The following is a 25410-nucleotide window of genomic DNA, read 5'->3' as shown; positions in this document are numbered from 1 at the left end:
CCCCCTCCAGGGGAGGGTGAACACCCGCGATCAGCTCCGCCGCTCGGATACGAAGGCTACACCGCGGCCGTTGTCACGCCGCCGTCGACGACGATGGTCTGGCCGGTCATGAAGGTCGACGCATCCGAGGCGAGGTAGGCGACCGCGCCGGCGATCTCGTGCGGCTCGCCGATGCGACGCAGCGGGGTGGTGGCACAGCGCTGCTTCAGGCGGGCTTCGTCCTCCCACAGCGCGCGGGCGAAATCGGTCTTGATCAGGCCGGGCGCGACGCAATTGATGCGCACGCCGTGCGGCCCCCATTCGCCGGCAAGGCTGCGGCACAACGCGAAGTCGGCGGCCTTGGAGATGCCGTAGGCGCCGATCACGGTCGAGCCGCGCAGGCCGCCGATCGAGGAGACAATGATCACCGAGCCCTTGCCCCGCGCGGCCATCGGCGGGATCGCCTTGGCGCAGAGCCAGAGATTGCTCTTCACGTTGGAGGCCATGATCTTGTCGAACGCCTCGTCGGTGATGTCGAGCAGCGGACCGTAATACGGGTTGACCGCAGCATTGCAGACGAGGATGTCGACCTGGCCGTATTGGTTGACGGCACCGTCGATCAGCGCGTCGACCTCGGCCCGCCGGGAGATGTTGCAGGGGATGACGTGGGCCTCGCCACCATTGGCGCGGATGGCGCTCGCGACCTCCTCGCAAGCGTCGGCCTTGCGGCTGGAGATCACCACCTTGGCGCCGAGTTGCGCGAGCAGCTCCGCCGACGCCCGGCCGATTCCGCGGCTCGAGCCGGTGATGACGGCGACCTGGCCGGAGAGGTCGAAGGGATTGGGGGTCATGTCTGCTTCCTCCGCGTCATTGCGAGGAGCGAAGCGACGACGCAATCCAGATCAAGCATACCGCCCTGGATTGCTTCGCTTCGCTCGCAATGACGGCTCGATCGATCAAATCACTCCGGAGCCGGTCGACACCGGCAGCGTAGCCCTCTCAAATCCGTCATGCGCGGGCTTGACCCGCCTGCGGGGCCGAAGCCCCTTCGGCGCGGCGAAGGCCCGCGCATCCATCTTCAGAAAGCGATGGGTTGCCGGGTCAAGCCCGGCAACGACCAAGCTTTCTAGATCAACCCGCCCGCCTCGCTGACGCGGCGCATGTGGTAGTCGGTGTCGCCGAAGGTGCTCTCGATCATCGTCAGACGCTTGAAGTAGTGGCCGATCTTGGCCTCCATGGTCATGCCGATGCCGCCATGGAGCTGGATCGCCTGCTGGCCGACGAACTTAGCCGACTTGCCGATCTGCACCTTGGCCGCGGCGATCGAGGTGGCGCGCTCCTTGGCGTCGTCGAACTCGGCGGCCATGGTTGCGAACATCGACATCGAGCGGGCCTGCTCCAGCGCGACGAACATGTCGGACGCCCGGTGCTGCAGCGACTGGAACGAGCCGATCGCGACGCCGAACTGCTTGCGCGTCTTGATGTACTCGACCGTGGTCTTCAGCGACTCGTCCATCAGGCCGACGGCCTCCGCGCACAGCGCGATGCGGGCCTCGTCGACGACGCGTTCGATCAGCGGCAGGGCGTTGACCGGATCGCCGATCGCGGCGTCGGCGCCGACTTCCACACCGGTGAAGGTGATGTCGGCGGCATGCAGACCGTCCTGGGTCGGATAGCCCTTGCGGGTGACACCCTTGGCGTCGGCCGGCACGATGAACACGCCGATGCCCGACTTGTCGCGCTGGCCGCCCGAGGTGCGCGCGGTCACGATCAAGGTGTCGGCGTTCTCGCCGTTGAGCACGACGAACTTTTCGCCGTCGATGACCCAGCCATCGCCCTTCTTCTTCGCAGTCGTCGCAACGTCGAACAGGTCATAGCGCGACTGCTTCTCGAGCTGGGCGAACGCAAACGTCCTACTGCCGTCGATGATTCCAGGCAGATGCGCGGCCTTCTGCGCCGCCGAGCCGCCATGACGGAGGAAACCGCCGGCCAGCACCACGGTTGCGAGATACGGCTCGAGCACCAGCGCGCGACCCATCGCCTCCATCACGATCATGGTCTCGACGCCGCCGGCGCCGAAGCCGCCGTCGTCTTCCGAGAACGGCAGACCGAGCAGGCCCTGCTCGGCGAGCTTGGACCACATCGCGCGGCTCCAGCCGCCCTTCTCCTTCATGTACAGCTTGCGCTTGTCGAAATCGTAGGCATCCGCCAGCAGGCCGTCGATGCTGTCCTTGAGGAGACGCTGCTCCTCGGTGAGATCAAAATCCATGCTCTCTATCCTCGTACCCGGAATTCATCATCGGCGTCATTCCGGGACGCGCCGCAAGGCGCGGGCCCGGAATCCATACTCACGATGGTGGTTATGGATTCTCCGACGCGCAACTGCGCGTCGTAGCTCGCCGCTTCGCGGCGCCCCGGAATGACAGCAACTCAAAGCCCCAGCACCGCCTTGGCGATGATGTTGCGCTGGATCTCGTTGGAGCCGCCGTAGATCGAGACCTTGCGGTTGTTGAAGTAGCTCGGCGCGATCTGCGCGGTCCAGTCCATGGTCTCGTTGCTGCTGTCGTCGTCACCGTGGACGTCGTAGGGCGCGGCGAACGGACCGATGACCTCCATCAGCAGCTCGGTGGTGGTCTGCTGGATCTCGGAGCCCTTGATCTTCAGCACCGAGGAGGCCGGGTTGGGCTTGCCCTTGCCGTGCTTGCCCTCGTCGGCGACGACGCGCAGCTGCGTCAGCTCCAGCGCCTTCAGCTCGACCTCGCAGGCCGTGAGCTTCTCGCGGAACGACGGGTCCTCCAGCACCGGGCGGCCGCCGGATTCGATCTTGGCGGCGAGCTCCTTGATGCGGCGGATACGCTCCTTGGAGACGCCGACGCGGGCGATCCCCGTGCGCTCATTGCCGAGCAGGAACTTGGCGTAGTCCCAGCCCTTGTTCTCCTCGCCGATCAAGTTCTCGATGGGCACTTCGACGTCGTCGAAGAACACCTCGTTGACCTCGTGGCCGCCGTCGATGGTCTGGATCGGACGCACCGTGACGCCCTTCGACTTCATGCTGAACACGATGAAGGAGATGCCCATCTGCTTCTTCGCGGAGGGATCGGTGCGGCACAAGCAGAAGATCATGTCGGCGTGCTGCGCGAGCGTGGTCCAGGTCTTCTGGCCGTTGATGATCCACTTGTCGCCGCGGCGCTCGGCCTTGGTCTTCAGCGATGCGAGGTCGGAGCCCGAGCCCGGCTCGGAGAAGCCCTGGCACCACCAGTCGTCGACATTGGCGATGCGCGGCAGATACTTCTTCTTCTGCTCCTCGTTGCCGAAGGTGTAGATCACCGGGCCGACCATGCTGACGCCGAAGGCGAGCGGCTGCGGCGCCGGATAGGCCTGCAGCTCCTCGTTGAAGATGTAGTGCTGCACGGAGGTCCAACCGGTGCCGCCATATTCCTCCGGCCAGTGCGAGACACCCCAACCCTTCTTGTTGAGGATGCGCCACCAGGTCACCATCTCGTCCTTCGACAGATGGCGGCCTTCGATCATTTTGCGCCGGGTCTCCGGCGGGACATTGTCCTTGAAGAACTGCCGGACTTCCTCGCGGAACGCCTGCTCTTCCTTCGTGAATGCAAGATCCATCGGATCCTCCCGTGTGTATATATTCGTCGACAAATCGAGCTGTCATTCCGGGGCGCCTCGAAGAGGCGAACCCGGAATCCATAACCACCATCGTGAGTATGGATTCCGGGCTCGCGCGCCCCGGAATGACGAAGACCTATTGCAGCACCTCGAACAGGCCGGCGGCGCCCATGCCGCCGCCGACGCACATCGTCACCACCGCGTACTTGGCCTTGCGGCGGCGGCCTTCGATCAGCGCGTGGCCCGTGAGCCGCGCGCCCGACATGCCGTAGGGATGGCCGACCGCGATGGCGCCGCCATTGACGTTGATCTTGTCGGGGTCGATGCCGAGCTTGTCGCGGCAGTACAGCACCTGCACGGCGAACGCCTCGTTGAGTTCCCACAGGCCGATGTCGTCGACGGTCAGGCCATGGCGCTTCAATAGACGCGGCACCGCGAACACCGGGCCGATGCCCATCTCGTCGGGCTCGCAGCCATGCGCGACGAAGCCGCGGAAGATGCCGAGCGGCTGCAGGCCGCGCTTCGCCGCGGTGGCGTCGCTCATGATCACGCAGGCGGAGGCGCCGTCGGAGAGCTGGCTGGCATTGCCGGCGGTGATCGAGAAGCCGTCGCCGCGCACGGCCTTGAGGCCGGCGAGACCTTCGGCCGTCGTCTCGGGGCGCGGACCTTCGTCCTGCGACAGGGTGACGTCCTTGAACGAGACGTTGCCGGTGGCCTTGTCGGTGACCGCCATCTTGGTCGAGATCGGCGCCAGCTCGTCGTTGAACTTGCCGCCCTGCTGCGCGGCAGCGGTGCGGCGCTGGCTCTCCAGCGCATATTCATCCTGGCGCTCGCGGGAGATGCCGTAGCGCTTGGCGACGATCTCGGCGGTGTCGATCATCGGCATGTAGACGTCGCCCTTGATCTCGAGCAGCGCCGGATCGGTGGCCTGGAACGTGTTCATCTTGTCGTTCTGGACCAGCGAGATCGATTCGCCGCCGCCGCCGACTGCGATCTCGACACCGTCGAAGATCACCGAGCGCGCCGCGAGCGCAATCGCCTGCAGGCCGGAGGCGCACTGGCGGTCGATGGTGGTGCCGCCGACCGACACCGGCAGGCCGGCACGCAGCAGCGCCTTGCGCGCGATGTTGCCGCCGGTCGAGCCCTGCTGCAGGGCTGCGCCCATCACGACATCCTCGACCTCGGCCGGATCGACCTTGGCGCGCTTGACCGCCTCGCCGATGGCGTGGCCGAGCAGCGTCGCGCCGCCGGTGGCGTTGAGCGCGCCGCGATAGGCCTTGCCGATCGGCGTGCGGGCGGTGGAAACGATGACGGCATCGGTCATGGGCGACCTCCTGTTGTTGTTACGGATGTTTGCTGTGAGACGTGGGTGATTGCTGCTGGCGCAGTTCGTGACGCGACAGCTTGCCGACCGGCGTGCGCGGCAGCTCGTCGACGAACTCGACCGCCGCCGGCAGCTCGTGCTTGCCGAGCTTGCCGGTGAGGAAGGCGCGGAGATCCTCGACCGGGAACGGCGCGAAGCCGTCGCGCAGCTTGATGAAGGCCTTGGCCGCCTCGCCGCGATAGGCGTCGGGAATGCCGATCACGATGACCTCCTGCACCGCCGGATGGGTGTAGATCGCCTGCTCGATCATCTGCGGATAGACGTTGAAGCCGCCGGAGATGATCATGTCCTTCTTGCGGTCGACCAGGAAGTAGAAACCGTCGGCGTCGACATAGCCGATGTCGCCGGTCAGGAAATGATCGCCGACGAACGACTGCGCCGTTTCGTCCGGCCGGTTCCAATAGCCCTTGGTGACGTTCGGCCCCTTGATCCGGATCTCGCCGACCTCGTTCACGCCGAGCACCTTTGCGGGATCCTCGAGCGACACGACGTCCATCTCGATGCCGGGCAGCGTGATCCCGATCGAGCCGGGCTTGTCCGGGCCACCCTTGGGATGGGCGGTGCCGGGCGAGCAGGTCTCGGTCATGCCCCAGCCGCTCTTCAGCTTCATGCCGACGCGGCGCTCCAGGATGCGCGCGACCTCGACTGGCAGCGGCGCGCCACCGGAGCCAACGCTGGTCAGCGACGACAGATCGCGCGTGTCGAGATCGGGCAGGTTGGCGATCGCGATCCACATCGTCGGCACGCCGGGAAAATAGGTCGCGCGCTTGACCTCGATGTCGTGCATCACGGCTTCCAAGTCGAAGCGCTGGTGCAGCGAGATCAGGCTGCCGAGACGCAGCGAGGTCAGCAGCACCACCGTCAGCGCATAGATGTGGAACAGCGGCAGCACGCAGATGACTCGGTCGGAGCCGTTGCCGTTCGCGCGCGTCGCGCGGCCCCAGATTTCGGCGATCGACACCGCCGAGGTGAGATTGCCATGGGTCAGCATCGCGCCCTTGGGCAGGCCGGTGGTGCCGCCGGTATATTGCAGCAGGGCGATGTCGTCGGGCGAGATGGCCGGCCACGCTGCCGGCGCCACGGCGCCCTCGACGAAGGCACGATGGGTGGTCACGGCGGAGCTATCCGGCAACGGCGTCTGTGACGTACCGACCTTGCCCCAATGATCATCCTCGCAGACGATCAGGCGGTCGAGCAGGCCCTTCTCGAGGAACTTCAGCGCCGTCGGCAGCAGCGCCGACAGGTTCGAGGTGACGAGAATGCGTGCGCCGGAATCGCTGAGCTTGTGCGACAGCGCGATCTCGCCATCGAGCGGCGACAGGTGCACGACGCGGGCGCCGGCCTTGAGCGCGCCGAAGAAGTTGATCGGATGATCCGGCGTATTGCCGAGGAACAGCGCGATCGACGCGCCCTTGCCAAAACCGGCTCGCAGGAACGCCGCGGCAGCCTGGTCGACGAGCGCCGCGAGTTGCTTGAAGGTGACGGGGCGGTCGCGGAATTCCAGCGCGTCGCGATCGCCGAAGTCACTGACCGCCTTTGCCAGCAGATCTGGCAAGGTGCCACGCGCGATCGGCGCGTCCCAGCGGACGCCTTCGGGATAGAACTGTTCGCCAGGATGGGTCATGCGGACTCTGTGTTTCTTGCCGTAAGGCGGCCCCGCTCTTCCCGTTCCCTCCCCCCTTGTGGGGGAGGGCCAGGGAGGGGGGTGGCTCCGGGCGAGACTGCCGTTGTGGACCCCCACCCCCAACCCCTCCCCGCAAGGGGGAGGGGGGCGCAGCTGTGCACGGAGCTAGGGCAAAGCCTCAAGCGGCCTTCCCCTGCGCCAGCGAGGCGAACGTCTTGCCTTCCTCCGCGAGCTGCTTCAGCAGCGGCGCCGGCTCGAGCGAGGGATCATTGGTCTCCTTGGCATAGAACGCCAGCCGCTCGGCGATGTGCTTCAGGCCGACGCTGTCGGCCCAGTACATCGGGCCGCCGCGATAGATCGGCCAGCCATAGCCGTACAGCCAGACCACATCGATGTCGGACGGACGCGCGGCAATGCCTTCGGCGAGGATCTTCGCGCCCTCGTTGATCATCGGATACATCATGCGCTCGAGGATCTCCTCGTCGCTGACCGCGCGCCGCTTGAGGCCGAGCTTGGCGAGCGTCTCGTCGATCAGCTTCTCGACATCGGGATCCGGCAGCGGCGCGCGCGAGCCCGCCTCATATTTGTAATAGCCCTTGCCGGTCTTCTGGCCGAAGCGGCCGGCCTCGCACAGCGCATCCGCGATCTCGCTCTTGATGCCGCGGTCCTTGCGCGAGCGCCAGCCGATGTCGAGGCCAGCGAGATCGCCCATCGCGAACGGGCCCATCGGCATGCCGAACTTGGTGACGACCGCGTCGACCTGCTGCGGCAGCGCGCCTTCGAACAACAGCTTCTCGGCCTGCTTGCCGCGCTGCGCCAGCATGCGATTGCCGACGAAGCCGTCGCAGACGCCGACCACGGCCGGCACCTTTGCGATCTTGCGCGCGATCGACACCGCGGTGACGAGCGCATCCGGCGCCGTCTTCTCCGCACGCACGATTTCGCACAGCTTCATGACGTTAGCCGGCGAGAAGAAATGCATGCCGAGCACGTCCTGCGGCCGGCTGGTCTCTGCGGCGATGGCGTCGATGTTCAGATAGGACGTGTTCGAGGCCAGCACCGCGCCCGGCTTTGCGTATTGATCGAGCTTGCCGAACACTTCCTTCTTCACCGCCATGGTCTCGAACACCGCCTCGATGACGAGGTCGGCGTCCTTGACGTTCTCGAGACCGACCTTGCCGTCGATCAACGCCATGCGCTTGGCCGGTGCATCCGCCGGGATGCCGCCGCGCGCGGCGGTCGCCTCCCAGTTCTTCTGCATGACGCCCATACCGCGCTTCAGCTGCTCCTCGGCGGTCTCGATCAGCGTGACCGGAATGCCAGCATTGGCGAACGACATCGCAATGCCGCCGCCCATGGTGCCGGCGCCGATGATCGCGACGCGCTCGACCTTGCGGCCCTTGGTGCCCTCGGGCACGCCGGCGATCTTGGCGGCCTCGCGCTCGGCGAAGAACGCATAGCGCTGCGCCTTGGACTGATCGCTGGTGAGCAGCTTGAGGAAACCTTCGCGCTCCTTCTTCAGGCCCTCGTCGAACGGCAGGTCGATCGCATAGCCGACCGCGTCGGCCGCTGCGAACGGCGCCTCGAGCCCACGCGACTTCTTGGTGATCGCCGCCACCGCACTGGTGAAGATCGTGCGATCGGCCTTGGCGGCCGCCAGCTTGGAATCGTCATCGCGCAATTTGCGCAGCGGACGGTTCTCCGCCACCACCTTGCGCGCGAAGGCTTCGCCGCCCGATGCCGGCCCCTCGACGATCTCCTCGATCAGGCCCGCCTTCAGCGCTTCCACTGCGCCGATCGGGTCACCGCCGACGATCATCTTGACTGCGAGCTCGGGGCCTACGGCGCGCGGCAGGCGCTGGGTGCCGCCCGCGCCCGGCAGCAGGCCGAGCTTCACCTCGGGCAGTCCGAGCTTCGCCTCCTTGGTGGCGACACGATAATGACAGGCGAGCGCCACTTCGAGACCACCGCCCAGGGCCGTTCCATGAATCGCCGCAATGACCGGCTTGGGGCTGTTCTCGATCGTGCTCAGCACGTCGTTGAGCGCCGGCGGCTTCGGTGGCTTGCCGAACTCGGTGATGTCGGCCCCGGCGATGAAGGTACGGCCGCCGCAGGTCAGCACGATCGCCTTGATCGCGGGATCGGCGATCGCCGCCTTGACGTTGTCCAGGATGCCGCCGCGAACTGCGGCACTCAGCGCATTGACGGGCGGGCTGTCGATGGTGACGATGCCGATGATGTCATGACGGTCAAGCTTTGCCACTTCGCTCACGCGTAAGCTCCTTGGGATGTCGTTTCTTTGCGGCCGGTTAACGCACCGGCCAATTCTTGGCTCTTCATTTGCGCAGAGTATCAGCCTTGCTTGCGTCTACCCGCTGCCGAACATCAATTCCGCAGTGCGAAATCTAATTCCACATCTTGACATCCAGGGTTATTTTGAAGCACGAGCGTTGTCAACGAGGCTCATCAATCAACAGCCGATGACATGAAACGCCCAGGGAAGAAACCCGCGACCGATCGGAGCTTCGTCGTCGCGCTGGCGCGCGGCCTCGACGTGCTGCGGGCGTTCCGGCCGAATGACGGCCTGCTGGGCAATCAGGAAATCGCCGCGCGCACCAACCTGCCGAAGGCGACGGTCTCGCGCCTCACTTACACGCTCACCAAGCTCGGCTATCTCACCCCGGTGCCGCGCTTCGAGAAATACCAGCTGGCCCCAGCGGCGCTGGCGCTGGGCTACGCCGCGCTCGCCAATCTCGGCATCCGCCATCTTTCCGAGCCGTTCCGCGAGCAGCTGATGCGCGAGACCGGCGGCGCGGTCGCCATCGGCGGCCGCGACCGGCTGAGCATGATCTATTTCGGCCAGAGCCGTCACGGCGTCATCAACGTTCAACTCGACGTCGGCTCGCGCATTCCGATTGCAACGACCGCGATGGGCCGCGCCTACATCTGGGCGCTGCCGGACGAGGACCGCGCCGCGTTGATGCGGGAGATGCGCGAGCATTACGGCAGCCGTTGGCCGAAGATCCGCGACGGCATCGAGCGCGCCGGCGAGACCGTTGCGAAATATGGCTTCACGATCTCCGCCGGCGAATGGCAGGACGACGTTCATGCGGTCGGCGTCGCGTTGCGGCTGAACGACGGAACCGGTCCCTACGCCGTGAATTGCGGAGCACCGGCATTCCGCTTCACGGAAGAGCGCTTGCGCACCGACATTGGACCTCGTCTCGTCGCGATGGTAAGGAACATCGAAGCGGCGCTCGGCGGCCTCGCGCCGTCAACTAATCAAACAAGCAGCCCATCAAACAAAGAACTCAATAAAAAGCCGAAGCCAGGAGGAAAAGTTGCCCGTGTTGCCGAGGGTATCAGATAGCCTGCATCATCGCGGTCGGCTGGCGCCGCGTCCTGACCTGAACGATTTGGGGAGGGGCGAGACGAGATGACGCAGGCACAACTCGCCCAGACCAACGATCCGCTGCTCGTCGTCCGCGACGTCAGCGTCGTGTTCGGCGGCATCGTGGCGCTGAACGGCGTCTCGTTCGAGATGCGCGAGGGTCAGATCCTCGGCCTCATCGGCCCGAACGGCGCCGGCAAGACCACCCTGTTCAACTGCCTCAGCCGGCTCTACCAGCCGAGTTCCGGCGACATCCTGATGGAAGGCCACAGCATCCTGAAGCGGCCGCCGCACCGCATTGCCGAGATCGGCATCGGCCGCACCTTCCAGAATGTCGCGCTGTTTCCCAATCTCTCCGTGCTCGACAACGTCCGCGTCGGCACCCATGCGCGCACCTCCAGCGACATCATCTCGGATTCGCTGCGTCTGGCCTGGGTCCGGCGCAGCGAGAATTCCGTCAACACCAAGGTTCACGAAATTCTCGCCTATCTCGACCTCGAGGAGGTCGCGCACAAGACCGTGTCCGGGCTGCCGTTCGGCACCCAGAAGCGCGTCGAGCTGGCGCGCGCGCTCGCCGCCGATCCCAAGATCCTGCTGCTCGACGAGCCCGCCGGCGGGCTCAATCATGAGGAAGTCCATGTGCTGGGCGATCTGATCCGGCGCATTCGCGACGACCGCAAGGTGACCGTGCTGCTGGTCGAGCATCACATGGGACTGGTGATGTCGATCGCCGACCACGTCGTGGCGCTGAATTTCGGCCGCAAGCTCGCCGAGGGCACGCCCGCCCAGGTGCAGGCCGATCCCGACGTCATCAAGGCCTATCTCGGGAGCAAGGATCAATGACGCCGCTGCTCAACGTCAAGGACCTGCGCGCCTATTACGGCCAGGTCCAGGCCCTGCACGGCCTCTCCTTCTCCCTCAACGAGGGTTCGCTGACGACCCTGCTCGGCGCCAATGGCGCCGGCAAGACCACCACCCTGCGCGCCATCTGCAACATGGTGCGCTCGACCGGTGCGATCGAGTTCGAGGGGAAGCCGCTCAACAACAAATCGACCGAGAGCATCGTGCGCTTCGGCATCGCGCACGTGCCGCAGGGCCGCGGCACCTTCACCAACATGACGGTGGAAGAAAACCTGCAGCTCGGCGCCATCACGCGCAGCGACAAGGCGGGCATCGTCGCCGACATCGAGCGGATGTACTCCTACTTCCCCAAGCTGAAGGAACGCCACACCCAGCAGGCCGGCACCTTATCCGGCGGCGAGCAGCAGATGCTGGCGGTGGCCCGCGCGCTGATGCTGCGACCCAGGCTGATGCTGCTCGACGAGCCGTCGTTCGGCTTGGCACCGCTGGTGGTCCGCGACCTTTTCGGCATCCTCGGCAAGATCAACCGCGAGGAAAAGGTCTCGATCCTCGTGGTCGAGCAGAATGCGCAGCTCGCGCTCGAGCTCGCCGATCGGGCCTATGTGATCGAGACGGGCCGCATCGTCATGTCGGGCGCGGCCTCGGACATCGCGAAAGACGAGAACGTCCGCAAATCCTATTTGGGCTACTAACGGAGGCGGGACAATGGAGCTCTTCACCAACCAGGTCCTGGCCGGCATTGCGACGGGCGCGATCTACGCCTGCATGGCGCTCGCCGTCGTGATGATCTACCAGGCCATCGACCATCTCAACTTTGCGCAAGGCGAGATGGCGATGTTCTCGACATTCATCTCCTGGCAGCTGATGCAATGGGGCCTGCCCTACTGGGTCGCCTTCGTGGTGACGCTGGCCTTCTCCTTCGCCGGCGGCATCGTGATCGAGCGGGTGCTGTTCAAGCCACTGACCAAGGCGCCGATCCTGACCCAGGTCGCCGGCTTCATCGCGCTGTTCTCGATCATCAACTCCTGCGCCGGGCTGATCTGGGACTTCACCATCAAGCAGTACCCGACGCCGTTCGGCTCCTCGCCGTTCCTGGGCAGCCAGCTGATCTCGACCCATCAGGCCGGCATGATCGGCATCACCCTGCTGCTCCTGATCGGGCTGTACTTCTTCTTCCAGTACACCCGTGTCGGACTTGCGATGCGCGCGGCCGCAGCCTTGCCGGAATCGGCGCGGCTGGTCGGCATCAACACCTCCTGGATGATTGCGCTCGGCTGGGGCATGGCGGCCGCGATCGGCTCGATCGCCGGCATGCTGATCGCGCCGGTGGTGTTCCTCGAGCCCAACATGATGGGCGGCGTGCTGATCTACGGTTTCGCCGCGGCCGTGCTTGGGGGCCTCACCAGCCCCTTCGGTGCGGTGCTCGGCGGCTTCCTGGTCGGCATCTTCGAGAATCTCGCCGGCACCTACATTCCCCACGTGGGCAATGAGATGAAGCTGCCGATCGCACTGGCCCTCATCATCTCCGTCCTAGTCATCAAACCGGCCGGCCTGTTCGGCCGCAACATCGTGAAGCGAGTCTGATCATGAGCGCAGTCGAGGACATCGCATCCCAGGCGCCCGCGGTCGATGCCGTTCCGAAGCGGGCCATGACCTTGAGTTCCGGCACCACCTTCGTCGTCGTGCTTCTGCTTCTCGTGGTTCCGCTGTTCGTCAAGAACTTCATCATCTTCCAGATGACGATGCTCCTGATCTACGGACTCGCCGTGCTGGCGTTGAACATCCTGACCGGCGGCTCCGGACAGTTCTCTCTCGGGCAGAGCGCGTTCTATGCGGTCGGCGCCTATACGTCGGCGATCCTGATGGAGCAGTACAATGTCAACTACGCGCTGACCCTGCCGGTCGCCGGCGTCATCTGCTTCGGCTTCGGCTTCCTGTTCGGCCAACCGGCGCTGCGGCTCTCGGGCGTGTATCTCGCGCTCGCCACCTTCGCGCTCGCCACCGCGATGCCGCAGATCCTCAAGCTCGGCTTCTTCGAGGAATGGACCGGCGGCGTGCAGGGCCTCGTCGTCACCAAGCCGGACGCGCCGTTCGGCCTGCCGATGTCGCAGGACATGTGGCTGTACTACTTCACGCTGGCGATCACGATCGCGATCTACGTGTTCTCGGTGAACCTATTACGCTCGCGTTCGGGGCGGGCTTTCATGGCGATTCGCGACAACGAGATCGCAGCGTCCGCCATGGGCATCGACGTCGCGACCTACAAGACGCTGGCGTTCGGCGTCAGCGCCGGCATCACCGGCGTCGCCGGCGGCCTCGGCGCCATCGCCGTGCAGTTCGTGGCACCCGACAGCTACACGATCGTTCTCGCGATCTCGCTGTTCCTCGGCATGGTCGTCGGCGGCGTCGGCTGGCTGCCCGGATCGTTCGTCGGCGCGGCCTTCATCATCTTCGTTCCCAACATCGCCGAAGGCATTTCGAAGGGCCTGTCCGGCGCGGTGTTCGGCGTGCTGCTGTTCCTCGTCATCTTCCTCGTGCCGCACGGCTCGCGGCAGGTGGCGATGGTGGCGCAGCAGCTGCTCGGCAAACTCAGAAAGAACTAAGGAGGAACTCTTGCAGGTCGTTCAACAACTACGAATCGCCGCGATCGCGACGGCGGTCATCGCCCTCACCTCGGGCGCAGCACTCGCCCAGAAGAAATACGACGCCGGCGCGTCGGATACCGAGATCAAGATCGGCAACATCATGCCCTATAGCGGGCCGGCGTCCGCCTACGGCGTGATCGGAAAGACCGAGGAGGCGTATTTCAAGAAGATCAACGCCGAGGGCGGCATCAACGGCCGAAAGATCAACTTCGTCAGCTATGACGACGCCTATTCGCCGCCCAAGGCGGTCGAGCAGGTGCGCAAGCTGGTCGAAAGCGACGAGGTCCTGTTCGTCTTCAACCCGCTCGGCACGCCCTCGAACTCGGCGATCCAGAAATATCTCAACGGCAAGAAGATCCCGCAACTGTTCGTCGCCACCGGCGCAACCAAGTGGAACGACCCGAAGAACTTCCCCTGGACCATGGGCTGGCAGCCGAGCTACCAGAGCGAGGGCCGCATCTATGCGAAGTACCTGCTCAAGGACAAGCCCGGCGCCAAGGTCGGCGTGCTGTTCCAGAACGACGATTTCGGCAAGGATTATCTGAAGGGCCTCAAGGATGGCCTCGGCGACAAGGCCGCGTCCATGATCGTCATGGAAGAGAGCTACGAGACCTCCGAACCCTCGATCGACGGCCACATCGTCAAGCTGAAGGCCTCCGGCGCCGACGTCTTCTTCAGCGTCACGACGCCCAAGTTCGCGGCGCAGGCGATCAAGAAACTTGCCGAGATCGATTGGCATCCGACGCATCTGGTCGTCAACGTCTCGGCCTCGGTCGGCAGCGTGATCAAGCCGGCCGGCTTCGAGAACTCGCAAGGGATTCTTTCGGCCGCCTATGCCAAGGACGCTGCGGATCCGCAGTGGAACGATGATCCCGGCATGAAGAAGTTCTTCGACTTCCTCGCGCAGTATTATCCCGACGCCAACAAGCTCGACAGCTCGACCGTCTATGGCTACGGCGCCGCACAGACGCTCGTGAAGGTGCTGCAGATGTGCGGCGACGACCTCACCCGCGCCAATGTGATGAAGCAGGCCGCCAGCCTGAAGGACTTCGCGCCCGACACCTTGCTGCCGGGCGTCAAGATCAACACCTCGGCTACCGACTTCGCGCCCATCGAGCAATTGCAGATGATGCGGTTCAAAGGCGAGAAGTGGGAGCTGTTCGGCGAGGCGATCAGCGGCGCCATCGAGTAATCGTGCAATCGAGCATCGCCGCCGAGAGCGGTGCCGATCTCAACCTCGCCCTCCGCGCCATCCGCGCGGAGGGCTTTTTCGTAGGTCGCACCGACGATGCCATGAACGGTGGACAGACACCGTTTAGCTGATCTCAGGCTGTTCTCGCAGAGCAAGCACCCGCCCAAATTGTGCGCACTTCTCGCAACTGCGCAGATGTTGCGCGGACGCGGACCGATAAAACACGGACCGTGCCGTGATGTCGCAACCACGCCGCGGCGGCTCTGCTATAGTCCCCCGACACACGAGAGCTTCCGTCAAGGAGGCCACGGCACGTCATCCAGAACCAACACGGGAGAAACGCACCATGATGATCACGCGAAGGGCCGCCCTCGCCTCGGCCGCCGCCATCGTCCTCGCCTCGAGCTCCGCAATCGCCGCCGACAAGAAGTACGACACCGGCGCCTCCGACACCGAGATCAAGATCGGCAACATCATGCCCTATAGCGGGCCGGCCTCTGCCTACGGCATCATCGGCAAGACGGAAGCGGCCTACTTCAAGAAGATCAACGCCGAGGGCGGCATCAACGGTCGCAAGATCAACTTCATCTCTTATGACGACGCCTATTCGCCGCCAAAGACGGTCGAACAGGCACGCAAGCTGGTCGAGAGCGATGAGGTGCTGTTCATCTTCAATTCGCTGGGCACGCCGCCGAACTCGGCAATCCACAAATACATGAACTCGAAGAAGGTCCCGCAACTGTTCGTCGCCACCGGCGCCACCAAGTGGAACGACCCGAAGGATTTCCCCTGGACCATGGGCTGGCAGCCCAACTACCAGAGCGAATCCCGAATCTACGCAAAATATCTGCTGAAGGAAAAGCCGGACGCCAAGATCGCTGTGCTGTATCAGAACGATGATTACGGCAAGGACTATCTGAAAGGGCTGAAGGACGGGCTTGGCGCCAAGGCCGCCTCAATGATCGTGATGGAGGAGAGCTACGAGACCGCCGAACCCTCGATCGACAATCACATTGTCAAACTCAAGTCCACCGGCGCCGACGTATTCGTGAACATCACCACGCCGAAATTTGCGGCACAGGCAATCAAGAAGGTCAAGGAGATCGACTGGAAGACGCTGCATATCCTCAACAACGTCTCCGCCTCCGTCGGCAGCGTCCTGAAGCCGGCTGGCTATGAGAATTCGCAGGACATCATCTCGGCGGCCTATCTGAAGGACGTCTCCGATCCGCAATGGAAGGACGATACCGGGATGAAGCAATTCCTCGACTTCATGTCCAAGGATTTTCCCGATGGCGACAAGCTCGACGGCGGAACGGTCGTCGGCTACAGCGTCGCGCAGACGCTGGTCCAAGTGCTGAAGCAGTGCGGCGACAACCTCACCCGCGAGAACGTCATGAAGCAGGCCGCATCCCTGCGCAACTTCCGCACCGAGATGCTGCTGCCTGGCATCACGATCAACACCTCGGCGACCGACTTCGCACCCGTCAGCCAGCTGCAACTGATGCGCTTCAAGGGCGAGAAGTGGGAGCTGTTCGGCGACGTGATCTCCGCCGACGTCGGCGGCTAACGACGGAACGCAGTTGAAACCGCCTCCTGCGGCCTCCCGCCGCAGGCGGCGCTCTCTCCAAGCATCTTTGCTGTCTTTGCCAATAATTTCTTAAGCTAGGAGTTGAAAGAGAGGCGGTCATGCAGCGGCGGCGGTTACGCCGAGCGCGCGGCTGCGCTATGGGGACTCGTCCGGAGTGAAACGAGTCGCCCGCCTTGCGGGCGGATCCAACAACAAGGCCAAGCTCCAAGGCCGAGAAGGAGTCCCCACGTGACCACTGCCCTCACCCGCCGCACGCTCTCCAGCATGCTCGGTCTCGCCTTGGTTGGCGCCGCTGCCGGCAGCGCCCATGCCGACAAGAAATACGACACCGGAGCCAGCGACACCGAGATCAGGATCGGCAACATCGTGCCCTATAGCGGCCCGGCCTCGGCCTATGGCTCGGTCGGCAAGGCGATGTCGGCAGTGTTCAAGAAGGTCAACGACGAGGGCGGCATCAACGGTCGCAAGATCAATTTCATCTCCTACGACGACGCCTATTCGCCGCCAAAGACCGTCGAGCAGGCGCGCAAGCTGGTGGAGAGCGACGAGGTGCTCTTCCTGTTCGGTGTGCTCGGGACTGCGCCTAACACGGCGATCCAGAAATACATGAACGCCAAGAAGGTGCCGCAGCTGTTCGTCGCGACCGGCGCCACCAAATGGAACGAGCCCAAGACCAATCCGTGGACCATGGGATGGCTGCCGAGCTATCAGTCGGAAGCCCGCATCTATGCCAAATATCTCACCGCGCAGCAGCCGACCGGCAAGATCGCAGTGCTCTACCAGAACGACGACATGGGCAAGGACTATCTGAAGGGTCTCAAGGACGGCCTTGGCGACACCTCCCGCGTGGTGCTGGAGGAGAGCTATGAGATCGCCGAGCCCACGATCGAGTCGCACATCGTCAAGATGAAGTCGGCCAATCCGGACATCGTCGTGCTGTTCACCACACCGAAATCCGGCGCACAGGCGATCAAGAAGCTCGGCGAGATGAACTGGAAGCCGCTCACCATCATCTCGAATGTCAGCGCCTCGACCGCGGCGGTGATGCGGCCGGCCGGCGTCGAGAACTCGCAAGGGGTGATCTCGGCCGCCTATGCCAAGGATGCCTCCGATCCGCAATGGGCCAACGACCCCGGTCTTGGCGCGTTCAGGGAGCTGCTCGCCAAATATCTGCCGGAAATCAACCCCGTGGATTCGTCGGCGCTGACCGGTTACAACATCGCCACCACAATGGTCGAGGTGCTGAAGCGATGCGGCGACGAACTGACCCGCGCCAATGTCATGAAGCAGGCGGCAGGCCTGAAGCAGTTTGCGCAGGGCGGGCTGTTGCCCGGCATCACGCTGACCACCGGTCCGGACGACTTCCAGCCGATCGAGCAGCTGCAGCTGATGCAGTTCAAGGGCGAGCGCTGGCAGTTGTTCGGCGAGGTCATGAGCGGCGAGCTGAAATAGGCTCTGCACGGCAGACGGGCGGCGCCGCATGACCAGCCGCCGTCCGTTGTTGCGCTCAATCTTCGATGCCGCCGTCGCCGCGGCGCATCCCGACGTCGTGCTGCCGGCATTCCTGCCGGCGGCTCCCAAAGGACGAATCATCTGCCTCGCCGCCGGCAAGGGCGCGGCCGCGATGGCGCTCGCGGCCGAGCGCCATTACCTGGACACGCTCGGGTTCGATCCCGCGAAGCTGACCGGCATCGCAACCACCCGCCACGGCCATGGTGTGCCGACCCGGCGGGTGAAGGTGATCGAGGCCGGACATCCGATGCCGGACGAGGCCGGGCTGAAGGCCGCCGACGAGACGCTGCAATTGGCGGCAACCGCCGAGCCCGGCGACCTGATGCTGGTGCTGCTCTCCGGTGGTGGGTCCGCCAATTGGGTCGCGCCGGTGAACGGTGTCAGCTTCGCGCAGAAGCAGCAGCTGACCCGCGCGCTGCTCCGCTCGGGCGCACCGATCGGCGAAATGAATACGGTCCGCAAGCATCTGTCGCGAATCAAGGGCGGCCGGCTGGCGCGGGCCGGGCAGAAGGCCGAGATCGTGACGCTGGCGATCTCCGACGTGCCGCATGACGATCCCTCGGCGATCGCATCGGGTCCGACGGTGCCCGATCCGACCACGCTGGCCGATGCCCGCGGCATCGTCGCCAAATACAAGCTCGAGGTCGACCCGGCGATCGGTCGGGCGCTCGATGATGCCGCCAATGAGAGCTGCAAGCCCGGCGATGCCGCCTTCGTCCGCGCCTCGTTCGAGCTGATCGCGCGCCCCGCCAGCTCGCTGGAGGCGGCCGTGGCCAGCGTCAAGGCCGCGGGCTACGACGTGCTCGATCTCGGCGCCGATCTCGAGGGTGAGGCCCGCGAGGTCGCGGCCGATCACGCCAAACTGGCGCGCGAGGCCCGCGCGCTCGGCCGCCGCATGGCGATCATTTCCGGCGGCGAGCTCACCGTGACGGTGCGCGGCCAGGGCCGCGGCGGCCCGAACCAGGAATATGCCCTGGCGCTCGCCGACCTCCTCAAGGACATGGAGGGCGTCGCGGCGCTCGCCGGCGACACCGACGGCGCCGATGGCGGCGGCGGCAGCGCCTCCGATCCGGCCGGTGCGCTTGTCGATGCCGAGGTCATCGCCGCGATGCGGGCGCAGGGGCTGGATCCGCAGGCCTATCTCGCCAACAACGACGCCACCGCGTTCTTCGCCGCGACCGGCGGCCTGCTGCAGACCGGACCGACGCTCACCAACGTGAACGACGTCAGGGTCATCCTGGTCGATTGAAGGGCGCGACTGCGTCCTTCAGAACTCCTCCGCGATCTTGGTGAGCATCGCCAGCAGCGCGTCGCGGCCATCCGGGCCCAGCAGCTCGTTGAGCCGCGCCTCGTGCTTCGACACCACCAGCTTCTTGGCGCGGGCCAGCACGGCGCGGCCCTTCTCGGTCAGCATCAGGATGTGCGAGCGCCGGTCGTTGGCCGAACGCACCCGCGCACACAGGTCGCGGCTCTCGAGGCTGTCCAGCAAGGACACGAAGTTCGGCCGCAGGATGCCCAGGGTGTTGGCGATCTCGGTCTGGTTACGGCCCGGATTGGCGTCGAGCAGCAGCAACACCGAGAACTGGGCCGGCGTCAGTTGCAGCGGCGCGACGCAGCGCAGGAAGTCCTCGAACACCTTCAACTGCGCCCGTTTCAGCACATAGCCAAGCAGATCCGACAGCTCGCCGAGCTGGACCGCTTGCGTCTCGTCGGCCGCTACGGCAGCTTCCTTGCGGCTTTCCCTCTTGCTGACGGGCTTGGCGCTATCGGCCATCACGGTCCGCCAAATTCATCGCATTTGCTTCCATCCCTGGTCTCGAATGCCGCAGCCGGAACAGCGGCCTTGAGATTATAATCGATAATTGTTATCCACTATATCAAACACGGGCAGCCCAATTCAACTGCCCAAGACCGGCGGACGGCGCAGGGCGCCGGCCGCGCCCGGTCACCACAGAGGGGGAGCGTCCTGTCTTGAACACAACGATCTTGCTGTTCCTGTTGCAGGACGGCATTACCAATGGCGCGATCTACGCGCTGCTCGGGCTGGCGCTCGTGCTGGTGTTTGCCGTCACCCGGGTGATCCTGATCCCGCAGGGCGAATTCGTCACCTACGGCGCCCTCACCTATGCCTCGCTCGCTGCCGGCCAAATGCCGGGCACCGCGAAGCTCGCCGTCGTGATCGGGCTCGCGGCCTTCGCCTTCGACCTCTACGCCATGCGCAAGACGCTGCACGCGCCGAAGATCGCGCGCACCTTCGGCCTCAACGTCGCCCTCCCTGTCGTCATTCTGCTCGCCAGCATGTGGGCGGCGAACCAGCGCATGCCCGCCGGCGTCAGCCTGGTGCTGTCGCTGCTGATCGTGGCCAGCATCGGCCTGTCGCTCTACCGCATCGTGTTCCAGCCGCTCGCGCACACCTCGGTGCTGGTGCTGCTGATCGCCTCGGTCGGCGTTCACCTCGCACTGCAGGGCCTCGGCCTGCTGTTCTTCGGCGCCGAGGGTCAGCGTGGCCCGACCCTGCTCAATGCCACGGCGACGCTCGGCTCGCTGCGCTTCACCGGGCAGGGCATAGCGGTCTACGGCATCACCATCGCCTTCATCGTCGGCCTCTGGCTGTTCTTCGGCCTGACGCTCTACGGCAAGGCGCTGCGCGCCACCGCCGTCAACCGGCTCGGCGCCCGCCTCGTCGGCATCCGCACCACGCTGTCGGGCCAGATCGCGTTCCTGCTGGCCTCCACCATCGGCGCGCTCTCGGGTATCCTGATCGTCCCGATCACGACGCTCTATTACGACACCGGCTTCCTGATCGGCCTCAAAGGCTTCATCGCCGCGATCATCGGCGGCCTGATCAGCTATCCGCTGACTGCGGTCGCCGCGCTCGTCGTCGGCATCGTCGAGGCGTTCTCCTCGTTCTATGCCTCCAACTTCAAGGAGGTGATCGTTTTCACGCTGCTGATCCCGGTTCTGCTGCTGCGTTCGCTCGCCGCGCCCGCGGTCGAAGAAGAGAAGGATTGAGCCGTGCGCGAGCGTTGGCCTCTCATCATCTTTGCCGTCATCGTCGCGGCGATCCCGTTCATCCCGGGCATGCCGCCGTTCTGGATCGTGCTGCTCGACAATATCGGCCTGTCGGCGCTGGTCGCGATGGGGCTGGTGCTGCTGACCGGCGTCGGCGGTCTGACCTCGTTCGGCCAGGCCGCTTTTGTCGGCTTCGGCGCCTACACCACTGCGGTGCTGTCGGCCAATTACGGCGTATCGCCGTGGCTGACCCTGCCGCTGTCGCTGCTGGTGTCGGGCCTCGCCGCCGTTCTGCTCGGCCTCGTCACGGTCAGGCTGTCCGGCCACTATCTGCCGCTCGGCACGCTCGCCTGGGGCCTCGGCCTGTTCTATCTGTTCAGCAAGCTCGCCTTCCTCGGCCGCAACGACGGCATCTCCGGCATCCCGCCGCTGTCGATCGGCAGCCTCAAGATGCTCGATCCCGGCACGATCTATTTCGCGATCTGGGCCGCCGTTCTGATCTCCGCACTGTTGACGATGAACCTGCTGGACTCCCGCACCGGCCGCGCCATTCGCGCGCTGCGCCGCGGCCACATCGCCGCGGAAGCGTTCGGCGTCTATGCACCTCGCGCCAAGCTGCTGGTGTTCATCTATGCCGCCGTGCTCGCCGGCCTCTCGGGCTGGCTCTATGCGCACTTCACCCGCGCCGTGAACCCGACGCCGTTCGGCGCCCAGGCCGGCATCGAATATCTGTTCGTCGCCGTGGTCGGCGGCGCCGGCTATGTCTGGGGCGGCGTGCTCGGCGCGGCGATCGTCGTCGTGCTGAAAGAGGTGCTGCAAAGCTACCTCCCGCTGCTGCTGCATGGCGAGGGCCAACTCGAGACCATCGTGTTCGGCATTCTCCTCGTCACGCTTCTCCAGCTCGCCCCGACCGGCCTGTGGCCGTGGCTGACGGCGCGGCTGCCTTTCAAGCCGGTTGCCAAGCAGCCGGACACGTCGGTCAAACTGCCGGCGCGGGAGCGATCTGCGACGACTCCAAACGTGCTGCTCCAGGTCGACAACGCGCGTAAGCAGTTCGGCGGCGTGGTCGCGGTCAACAACGTCTCGTTCGATGTCCAGTCCCGCGAGATCGTCGCGCTGATCGGCCCGAACGGCGCCGGCAAGAGCACGACCTTCAACCTGATCACCGGCGTGCTGCCGCCGACCTCCGGCAACATCTCGGTGCTCGGCAAGGCCGTCGGCAACGCCCCGCCGCAGGACGTCGTCAAGCTCGGCATTTCCCGTACCTTCCAGCACGTCAAGCTGGTGCCGGACATGACGGTGCTCGAGAACGTCGCGATCGGCGCGCATCTGCGCGGCCATTCCAACGCGCTCACGAGCATGTTCCGGCTCGATCGCGGCGACGAAGCCAAGCTGCTCGCGGAAGCCGCGCGGCAGATCGAGCGCGTCGGGCTCGGCGACCAGATGCACCAGCTTGCCGGCTCGTTGTCTCTCGGCCAGCAGCGCATCGTCGAGATCGCCCGCGCGCTGTGCGTGGATCCGATGCTGCTGCTGCTCGACGAGCCGGCCGCCGGCCTGCGCCACATGGAGAAGCAGCGCCTCGGCGCGCTGCTGCGCGACCTCCGCGCCGGCGGCATGTCGGTGCTGCTGGTCGAACACGACATGGGATTTGTCATGGACCTCGCCGACCGCATCGTGGTGCTCGATTTCGGCACCAAGATCGCCGAGGGCACACCTGCCGCGATCAAGACCAATCCGGAGGTCATCAAGGCGTATCTCGGAGCCACCGCATGAGCACGCTGCTGGAAGTCACCGACGCCCATGTCTCCTACGGCAAGGTCGAGGCGGTCCGCTCGGTCTCGCTCACCGTGGCCGAGAACGAGATCGTCACCATCATCGGCGCCAACGGCGCCGGCAAGACCACGCTGCTCAGTGCCATCATGGGCGTGTTTCCGCTGAAGGGTCGCGTCTCCTTCCTGGGCGAGGACATGGCCCGGCTGGAGATCGAGGACCGCGTCGCGCGCGGTCTCTGTCTGGTGCCGGAGCATCGCGAGCTGTTCGCCACCATGAACGTGGAGGATAATCTGCAGCTCGGCGCTTTCAGAATGTCGAAGGCCCACGCCGCACGCGGCTTCGAGCACGTCTACACGCTGTTTCCGAAGCTCAAGGAGCGGCGCAAGCAGCTCGCCGGCACGCTCTCCGGCGGCGAGCAGCAGATGCTGGCGATGGGGCGCGCGCTGATGGGCGCGCCAAAGATGCTGATGCTGGACGAGCCCAGCCTTGGCCTGGCGCCGATCATCGTCGCCGGCATCTTCGAAATCGTCGCCAAGCTGCGCCAGGAAGGCGTCTCGGTGCTGCTGGTCGAGCAGAACGCCAAGGCCGCGCTCAAGGTCGCCGACCGCGCCTATGTCATGGAGCTCGGCGAGTTCGTGCTCAACGGCAAGGCCAGCGAGATCGCCACCGACGAGCGCGTGGCGGCGAGCTATCTCGGCTTTGCCGAGGCGGCCGCGAGCTGAGCCTGATGTCGATAGGGTGAGGCGCTGCTTCAGGAGGGCGCCTCCTTCGACAGCAGGAAATCGACCATCACGCGCTCCAGCGCCCGGTACATGTCGGTGCCGGTCGCCGTCAGGCAGCCGCGCTGGCGCGCAGCGGCGATGAAGGGCGAGACCTCGGGCCGGGTGATGACACAGCCGCAATAGGCCGACGGGCTGACGGTCGTCATGTCGATCGGCAGAGGATCGCCGGGCTGCATGCCTGCCGGCGTGGCGTTGGCAACCATGTCGAAGCCTGTTGCGTTCATCGAGCCGACAACGGCGCGGCCTTTGCCCCGCTCGTTGAGGCGCGCGATCAGCACATCGCGGCGTCCGGCATCGCTGTCGTGAATGGCAAGCTCGCGCACGCCGGAATCGATCAGCGCCAAAGCGATTGCCGAGCCCGCACCGCCCGCGCCAATCTGTAGCGCGCGGCAGCCTGCAGGATCGAAGCTCGCCCCCTTCGCAGCGCCAATGAAGCCAAGGCCGTCGACCATGTCGCCATGCCAACGGCCGTCAGGACCACGCCGCATCAGATTCACGGCGCCGATGAAATGCGCGCGCTCGGTGGCCGTCGCACAGGCGCGGTAGCAGGCGAATTTGTGCGGGATGGTCGCGACGATGCCGTCGAGATTCTTCACCCGTGTCATCGTCGCCAGGAAGTCAGTCAGGTCGCGCGGCGCGACTTGGACCGCAACCAGGATCGCATCGCTGCCGCGCTCCGAGAACGCCTGGCTGACGCCGGCCGGCGCGCGCACCTGCGCGACGGGATCGCCGATGATGATGTGGAGCCGCGTGGCTCCGGTGGGGGCGGGAATCATGGTAGGCTCCCAAAACGACAAAGATCATCGTCCAAATGGCCGAAAGGCCGGCTCACCGAGCCGGCCTTCCTCACTCGAAGATATCGTCCGTCCGGTTACTTCGCCGGGACGTATTTGCCATCCTTCACCGTCAGGATGATGCGGGCGCGGTCGTCGAGGCCGGAACGGTCCTTTTCGGTGAAGTTGTAGACGCCCTGCGAGGCCGCCAGATCCTTCTCGGTCAGCAGCGCCTGGCGGATGGCCTCGCGGAACTCCGGCGTGCCGGGCTTGGCGGTCTTCAGCGCCACCGGGATGATGCGCTTGAGGATCTCGAACGCGTCGAACGAATGGCCGGCGAACTGGCTGCGGCTGTTCGGGCCATACTTGCCCTCATACGCCTTGTTCAGCTCCATGCCCGGCTTCTTGGTCAGCGCGCTGTCGTCCTGCGTCTCCGGCGACATCACCGGACCGGACGCCATGATCACCCCCTCCGCCGCCTTGCCGGCGATACGGATGAAGTCCATGCTCGCGGCGCCGTGGGTCTGATAGATCAGGCCGGTGTAGCCACGCTCGCGCAGCTCGGTCTGCGGCAGCGCCGCGGCGGTGCCGGAGGCGCCGACCAGGATGGCGTCCGGATTGGCGGCGACCAGCTTCAGCACCTGGCCGGTGACCGAGGTGTCGGGACGCGCAAAGCGTTCCTCGTCGGCGATGGTGATGCCCATCGGCACAGCCTGATTCTTCAGATCGTTGAACCAGAGGTCGCCGTAGGAGTCGGAGTAGCCGATATAGCCGACGGTCTTGATGTTGTGCGCCTTCATGTGCTCGTACAGCACCTTGCCCATGATCGGCACCGGCTGCGGCATCACAACCGACCATTTCATCCGCTCCGGCGTGACCGGGAACGGCGCCAGGCCGAAATGCGGAATGCCGGCCTCGTTGGCGACGTTGGACACCGCGATGGTCGGCGGCGTCAGCGCCGAGCCCATGATGATATCGGCCTTCGATTCCGTCACGAAGCGACGGGCGTTGGTCGTGGCCGTGGTCGGATCGCCGCCGTCGTCGAGCACGATCACCTTGAGCGGCACGCCGCCGATCTCCTTCGGCACGAACTCGAGCGCATTGCGCTCGGGGATGCCGAGCGCCGCGCCCGGCCCCGTCGTCGTCGTGGTGATGCCGATGGTGATCTCGCTGGTCTGCGCCAGCGCCGGCGCTGATGCCAGCATCGCGATGACGCCAGCCGCCGCCAGATAGGCCTTCCTCATAAAATCCTCCCTCAATCTTTTCG

At 65.3% G+C, this 25410-nt stretch carries 21 protein-coding genes; 12 read left to right on the top strand and 9 right to left on the bottom strand.

The features are described 5' to 3' along the window. Positions 1 to 56 precede the first annotated feature (56 nt). The 6 genes from QX073_RS12070 to QX073_RS12045 all read right to left on the bottom strand — a co-directional run bounded on the left by QX073_RS12070 (position 57) and on the right by QX073_RS12045 (position 8883). A complete protein-coding gene (locus QX073_RS12070; protein WP_316167369.1) occupies positions 57 to 830 on the bottom strand; it encodes an SDR family oxidoreductase in 774 nt (257 codons plus the stop codon). A 275-nt stretch (positions 831 to 1105) separates the two neighbouring features. Next, positions 1106 to 2248 (bottom strand): pimeloyl-CoA dehydrogenase small subunit, encoded by a 1143-nt coding sequence (pimD, locus tag QX073_RS12065; protein WP_316194824.1) that lies wholly within the window; start codon positions 2246 to 2248, stop codon positions 1106 to 1108. A gap of 161 nt (positions 2249 to 2409) precedes the next feature. Beyond that, complete coding sequence (pimC, locus tag QX073_RS12060; protein WP_316169542.1) at positions 2410 to 3603, bottom strand: pimeloyl-CoA dehydrogenase large subunit; 1194 nt, start codon at positions 3601 to 3603, stop codon at positions 2410 to 2412. 136 nt (positions 3604 to 3739) lie between these two features. Beyond that, positions 3740 to 4927 (bottom strand): acetyl-CoA C-acyltransferase, encoded by a 1188-nt coding sequence (locus QX073_RS12055; RefSeq protein ID WP_315825956.1) that lies wholly within the window; start codon positions 4925 to 4927, stop codon positions 3740 to 3742. 19 nt (positions 4928 to 4946) lie between these two features. After that, entirely contained in the window at positions 4947 to 6611 is a 1665-nt protein-coding gene (gene pimA / locus QX073_RS12050) for a dicarboxylate--CoA ligase PimA (protein WP_316194827.1), read from the bottom strand. A 178-nt stretch (positions 6612 to 6789) separates the two neighbouring features. Then, positions 6790 to 8883 carry a 3-hydroxyacyl-CoA dehydrogenase NAD-binding domain-containing protein gene (locus QX073_RS12045; RefSeq protein ID WP_316225805.1) on the bottom strand — a complete coding sequence of 698 codons (2094 nt, stop codon included), beginning with the start codon at positions 8881 to 8883 and terminating at the stop codon, positions 6790 to 6792. Between the two features lie 213 nt (positions 8884 to 9096). On the opposite strand from QX073_RS12045, the gene QX073_RS12040 reads away from it, so the two are divergent. The 9 genes from QX073_RS12040 to QX073_RS12000 all read left to right on the top strand — a co-directional run bounded on the left by QX073_RS12040 (position 9097) and on the right by QX073_RS12000 (position 19052). Next, positions 9097 to 9981 (top strand): IclR family transcriptional regulator, encoded by an 885-nt coding sequence (locus tag QX073_RS12040; RefSeq protein WP_315713776.1) that lies wholly within the window; start codon positions 9097 to 9099, stop codon positions 9979 to 9981. A 66-nt stretch (positions 9982 to 10047) separates the two neighbouring features. After that, complete coding sequence (locus tag QX073_RS12035; protein WP_315713775.1) at positions 10048 to 10845, top strand: ABC transporter ATP-binding protein; 798 nt, start codon at positions 10048 to 10050, stop codon at positions 10843 to 10845. Continuing rightward, entirely contained in the window at positions 10842 to 11555 is a 714-nt protein-coding gene (locus QX073_RS12030) for an ABC transporter ATP-binding protein (protein WP_315713774.1), read from the top strand. The genes QX073_RS12035 and QX073_RS12030 overlap by 4 nt, the downstream gene beginning before the upstream one ends. Positions 11556 to 11568: 13 nt before the next feature. Then, the gene (locus tag QX073_RS12025) at positions 11569 to 12447 is read left to right on the top strand and encodes a branched-chain amino acid ABC transporter permease (protein ID WP_315713773.1); all 879 of its coding nucleotides are present in this window, start codon (positions 11569 to 11571) and stop codon (positions 12445 to 12447) included. 2 nt (positions 12448 to 12449) lie between these two features. Beyond that, positions 12450 to 13466 (top strand): branched-chain amino acid ABC transporter permease, encoded by a 1017-nt coding sequence (locus QX073_RS12020; protein ID WP_315713772.1) that lies wholly within the window; start codon positions 12450 to 12452, stop codon positions 13464 to 13466. A gap of 10 nt (positions 13467 to 13476) precedes the next feature. Continuing rightward, positions 13477 to 14700 (top strand): ABC transporter substrate-binding protein, encoded by a 1224-nt coding sequence (locus tag QX073_RS12015; RefSeq protein ID WP_315713771.1) that lies wholly within the window; start codon positions 13477 to 13479, stop codon positions 14698 to 14700. A 346-nt stretch (positions 14701 to 15046) separates the two neighbouring features. After that, the gene (locus QX073_RS12010) at positions 15047 to 16270 is read left to right on the top strand and encodes an ABC transporter substrate-binding protein (protein WP_315753512.1); all 1224 of its coding nucleotides are present in this window, start codon (positions 15047 to 15049) and stop codon (positions 16268 to 16270) included. Positions 16271 to 16519: 249 nt separating this feature from the next. Next, positions 16520 to 17743: an ABC transporter substrate-binding protein gene (locus QX073_RS12005; protein WP_316169546.1), complete on the top strand. Its 1224-nt coding sequence runs from the start codon at positions 16520 to 16522 to the stop codon at positions 17741 to 17743. 28 nt (positions 17744 to 17771) lie between these two features. Then, entirely contained in the window at positions 17772 to 19052 is a 1281-nt protein-coding gene (locus QX073_RS12000; protein ID WP_316169547.1) for a glycerate kinase, read from the top strand. A gap of 18 nt (positions 19053 to 19070) precedes the next feature. Here QX073_RS12000 and QX073_RS11995 read toward each other — a convergent pair whose 3' ends face one another. Continuing rightward, positions 19071 to 19577, bottom strand: coding sequence for a MarR family winged helix-turn-helix transcriptional regulator (locus QX073_RS11995; protein ID WP_315713766.1), 507 nt, complete (start codon positions 19575 to 19577; stop codon positions 19071 to 19073). Between the two features lie 197 nt (positions 19578 to 19774). Between QX073_RS11995 and QX073_RS11990 the strand changes: the two genes are divergently transcribed. The 3 genes from QX073_RS11990 to QX073_RS11980 are packed head-to-tail and all read left to right on the top strand — an operon-like array spanning position 19775 to position 23310. Next, a complete protein-coding gene (locus tag QX073_RS11990; protein WP_315713765.1) occupies positions 19775 to 20815 on the top strand; it encodes a branched-chain amino acid ABC transporter permease in 1041 nt (346 codons plus the stop codon). Positions 20816 to 20818: 3 nt separating this feature from the next. After that, positions 20819 to 22588, top strand: a complete 1770-nt coding sequence (locus QX073_RS11985; RefSeq protein ID WP_315825947.1) for a branched-chain amino acid ABC transporter ATP-binding protein/permease — start codon at positions 20819 to 20821, stop codon at positions 22586 to 22588. Continuing rightward, positions 22585 to 23310, top strand: a complete 726-nt coding sequence (locus QX073_RS11980) for an ABC transporter ATP-binding protein (protein ID WP_315713763.1) — start codon at positions 22585 to 22587, stop codon at positions 23308 to 23310. The genes QX073_RS11985 and QX073_RS11980 overlap by 4 nt, the downstream gene beginning before the upstream one ends. A 29-nt stretch (positions 23311 to 23339) precedes the next feature. Here QX073_RS11980 and QX073_RS11975 read toward each other — a convergent pair whose 3' ends face one another. Both QX073_RS11975 and QX073_RS11970 read right to left on the bottom strand, forming a co-directional pair. After that, positions 23340 to 24146, bottom strand: a complete 807-nt coding sequence (locus QX073_RS11975) for a shikimate dehydrogenase (protein ID WP_315825946.1) — start codon at positions 24144 to 24146, stop codon at positions 23340 to 23342. A 95-nt stretch (positions 24147 to 24241) separates the two neighbouring features. After that, positions 24242 to 25387, bottom strand: coding sequence for an ABC transporter substrate-binding protein (locus QX073_RS11970; protein ID WP_315713761.1), 1146 nt, complete (start codon positions 25385 to 25387; stop codon positions 24242 to 24244). Between the last annotated feature and the right edge of the window lie 23 nt (positions 25388 to 25410).

It is taken from the genome of Bradyrhizobium sp. SZCCHNS3052, from assembly GCF_032484495.1.
Classification (GTDB): domain Bacteria; phylum Pseudomonadota; class Alphaproteobacteria; order Rhizobiales; family Xanthobacteraceae; genus Bradyrhizobium.
Note: the sequence above shows the minus strand (reverse complement) of the source record. Positions and strands in the feature narration are given on the sequence as shown.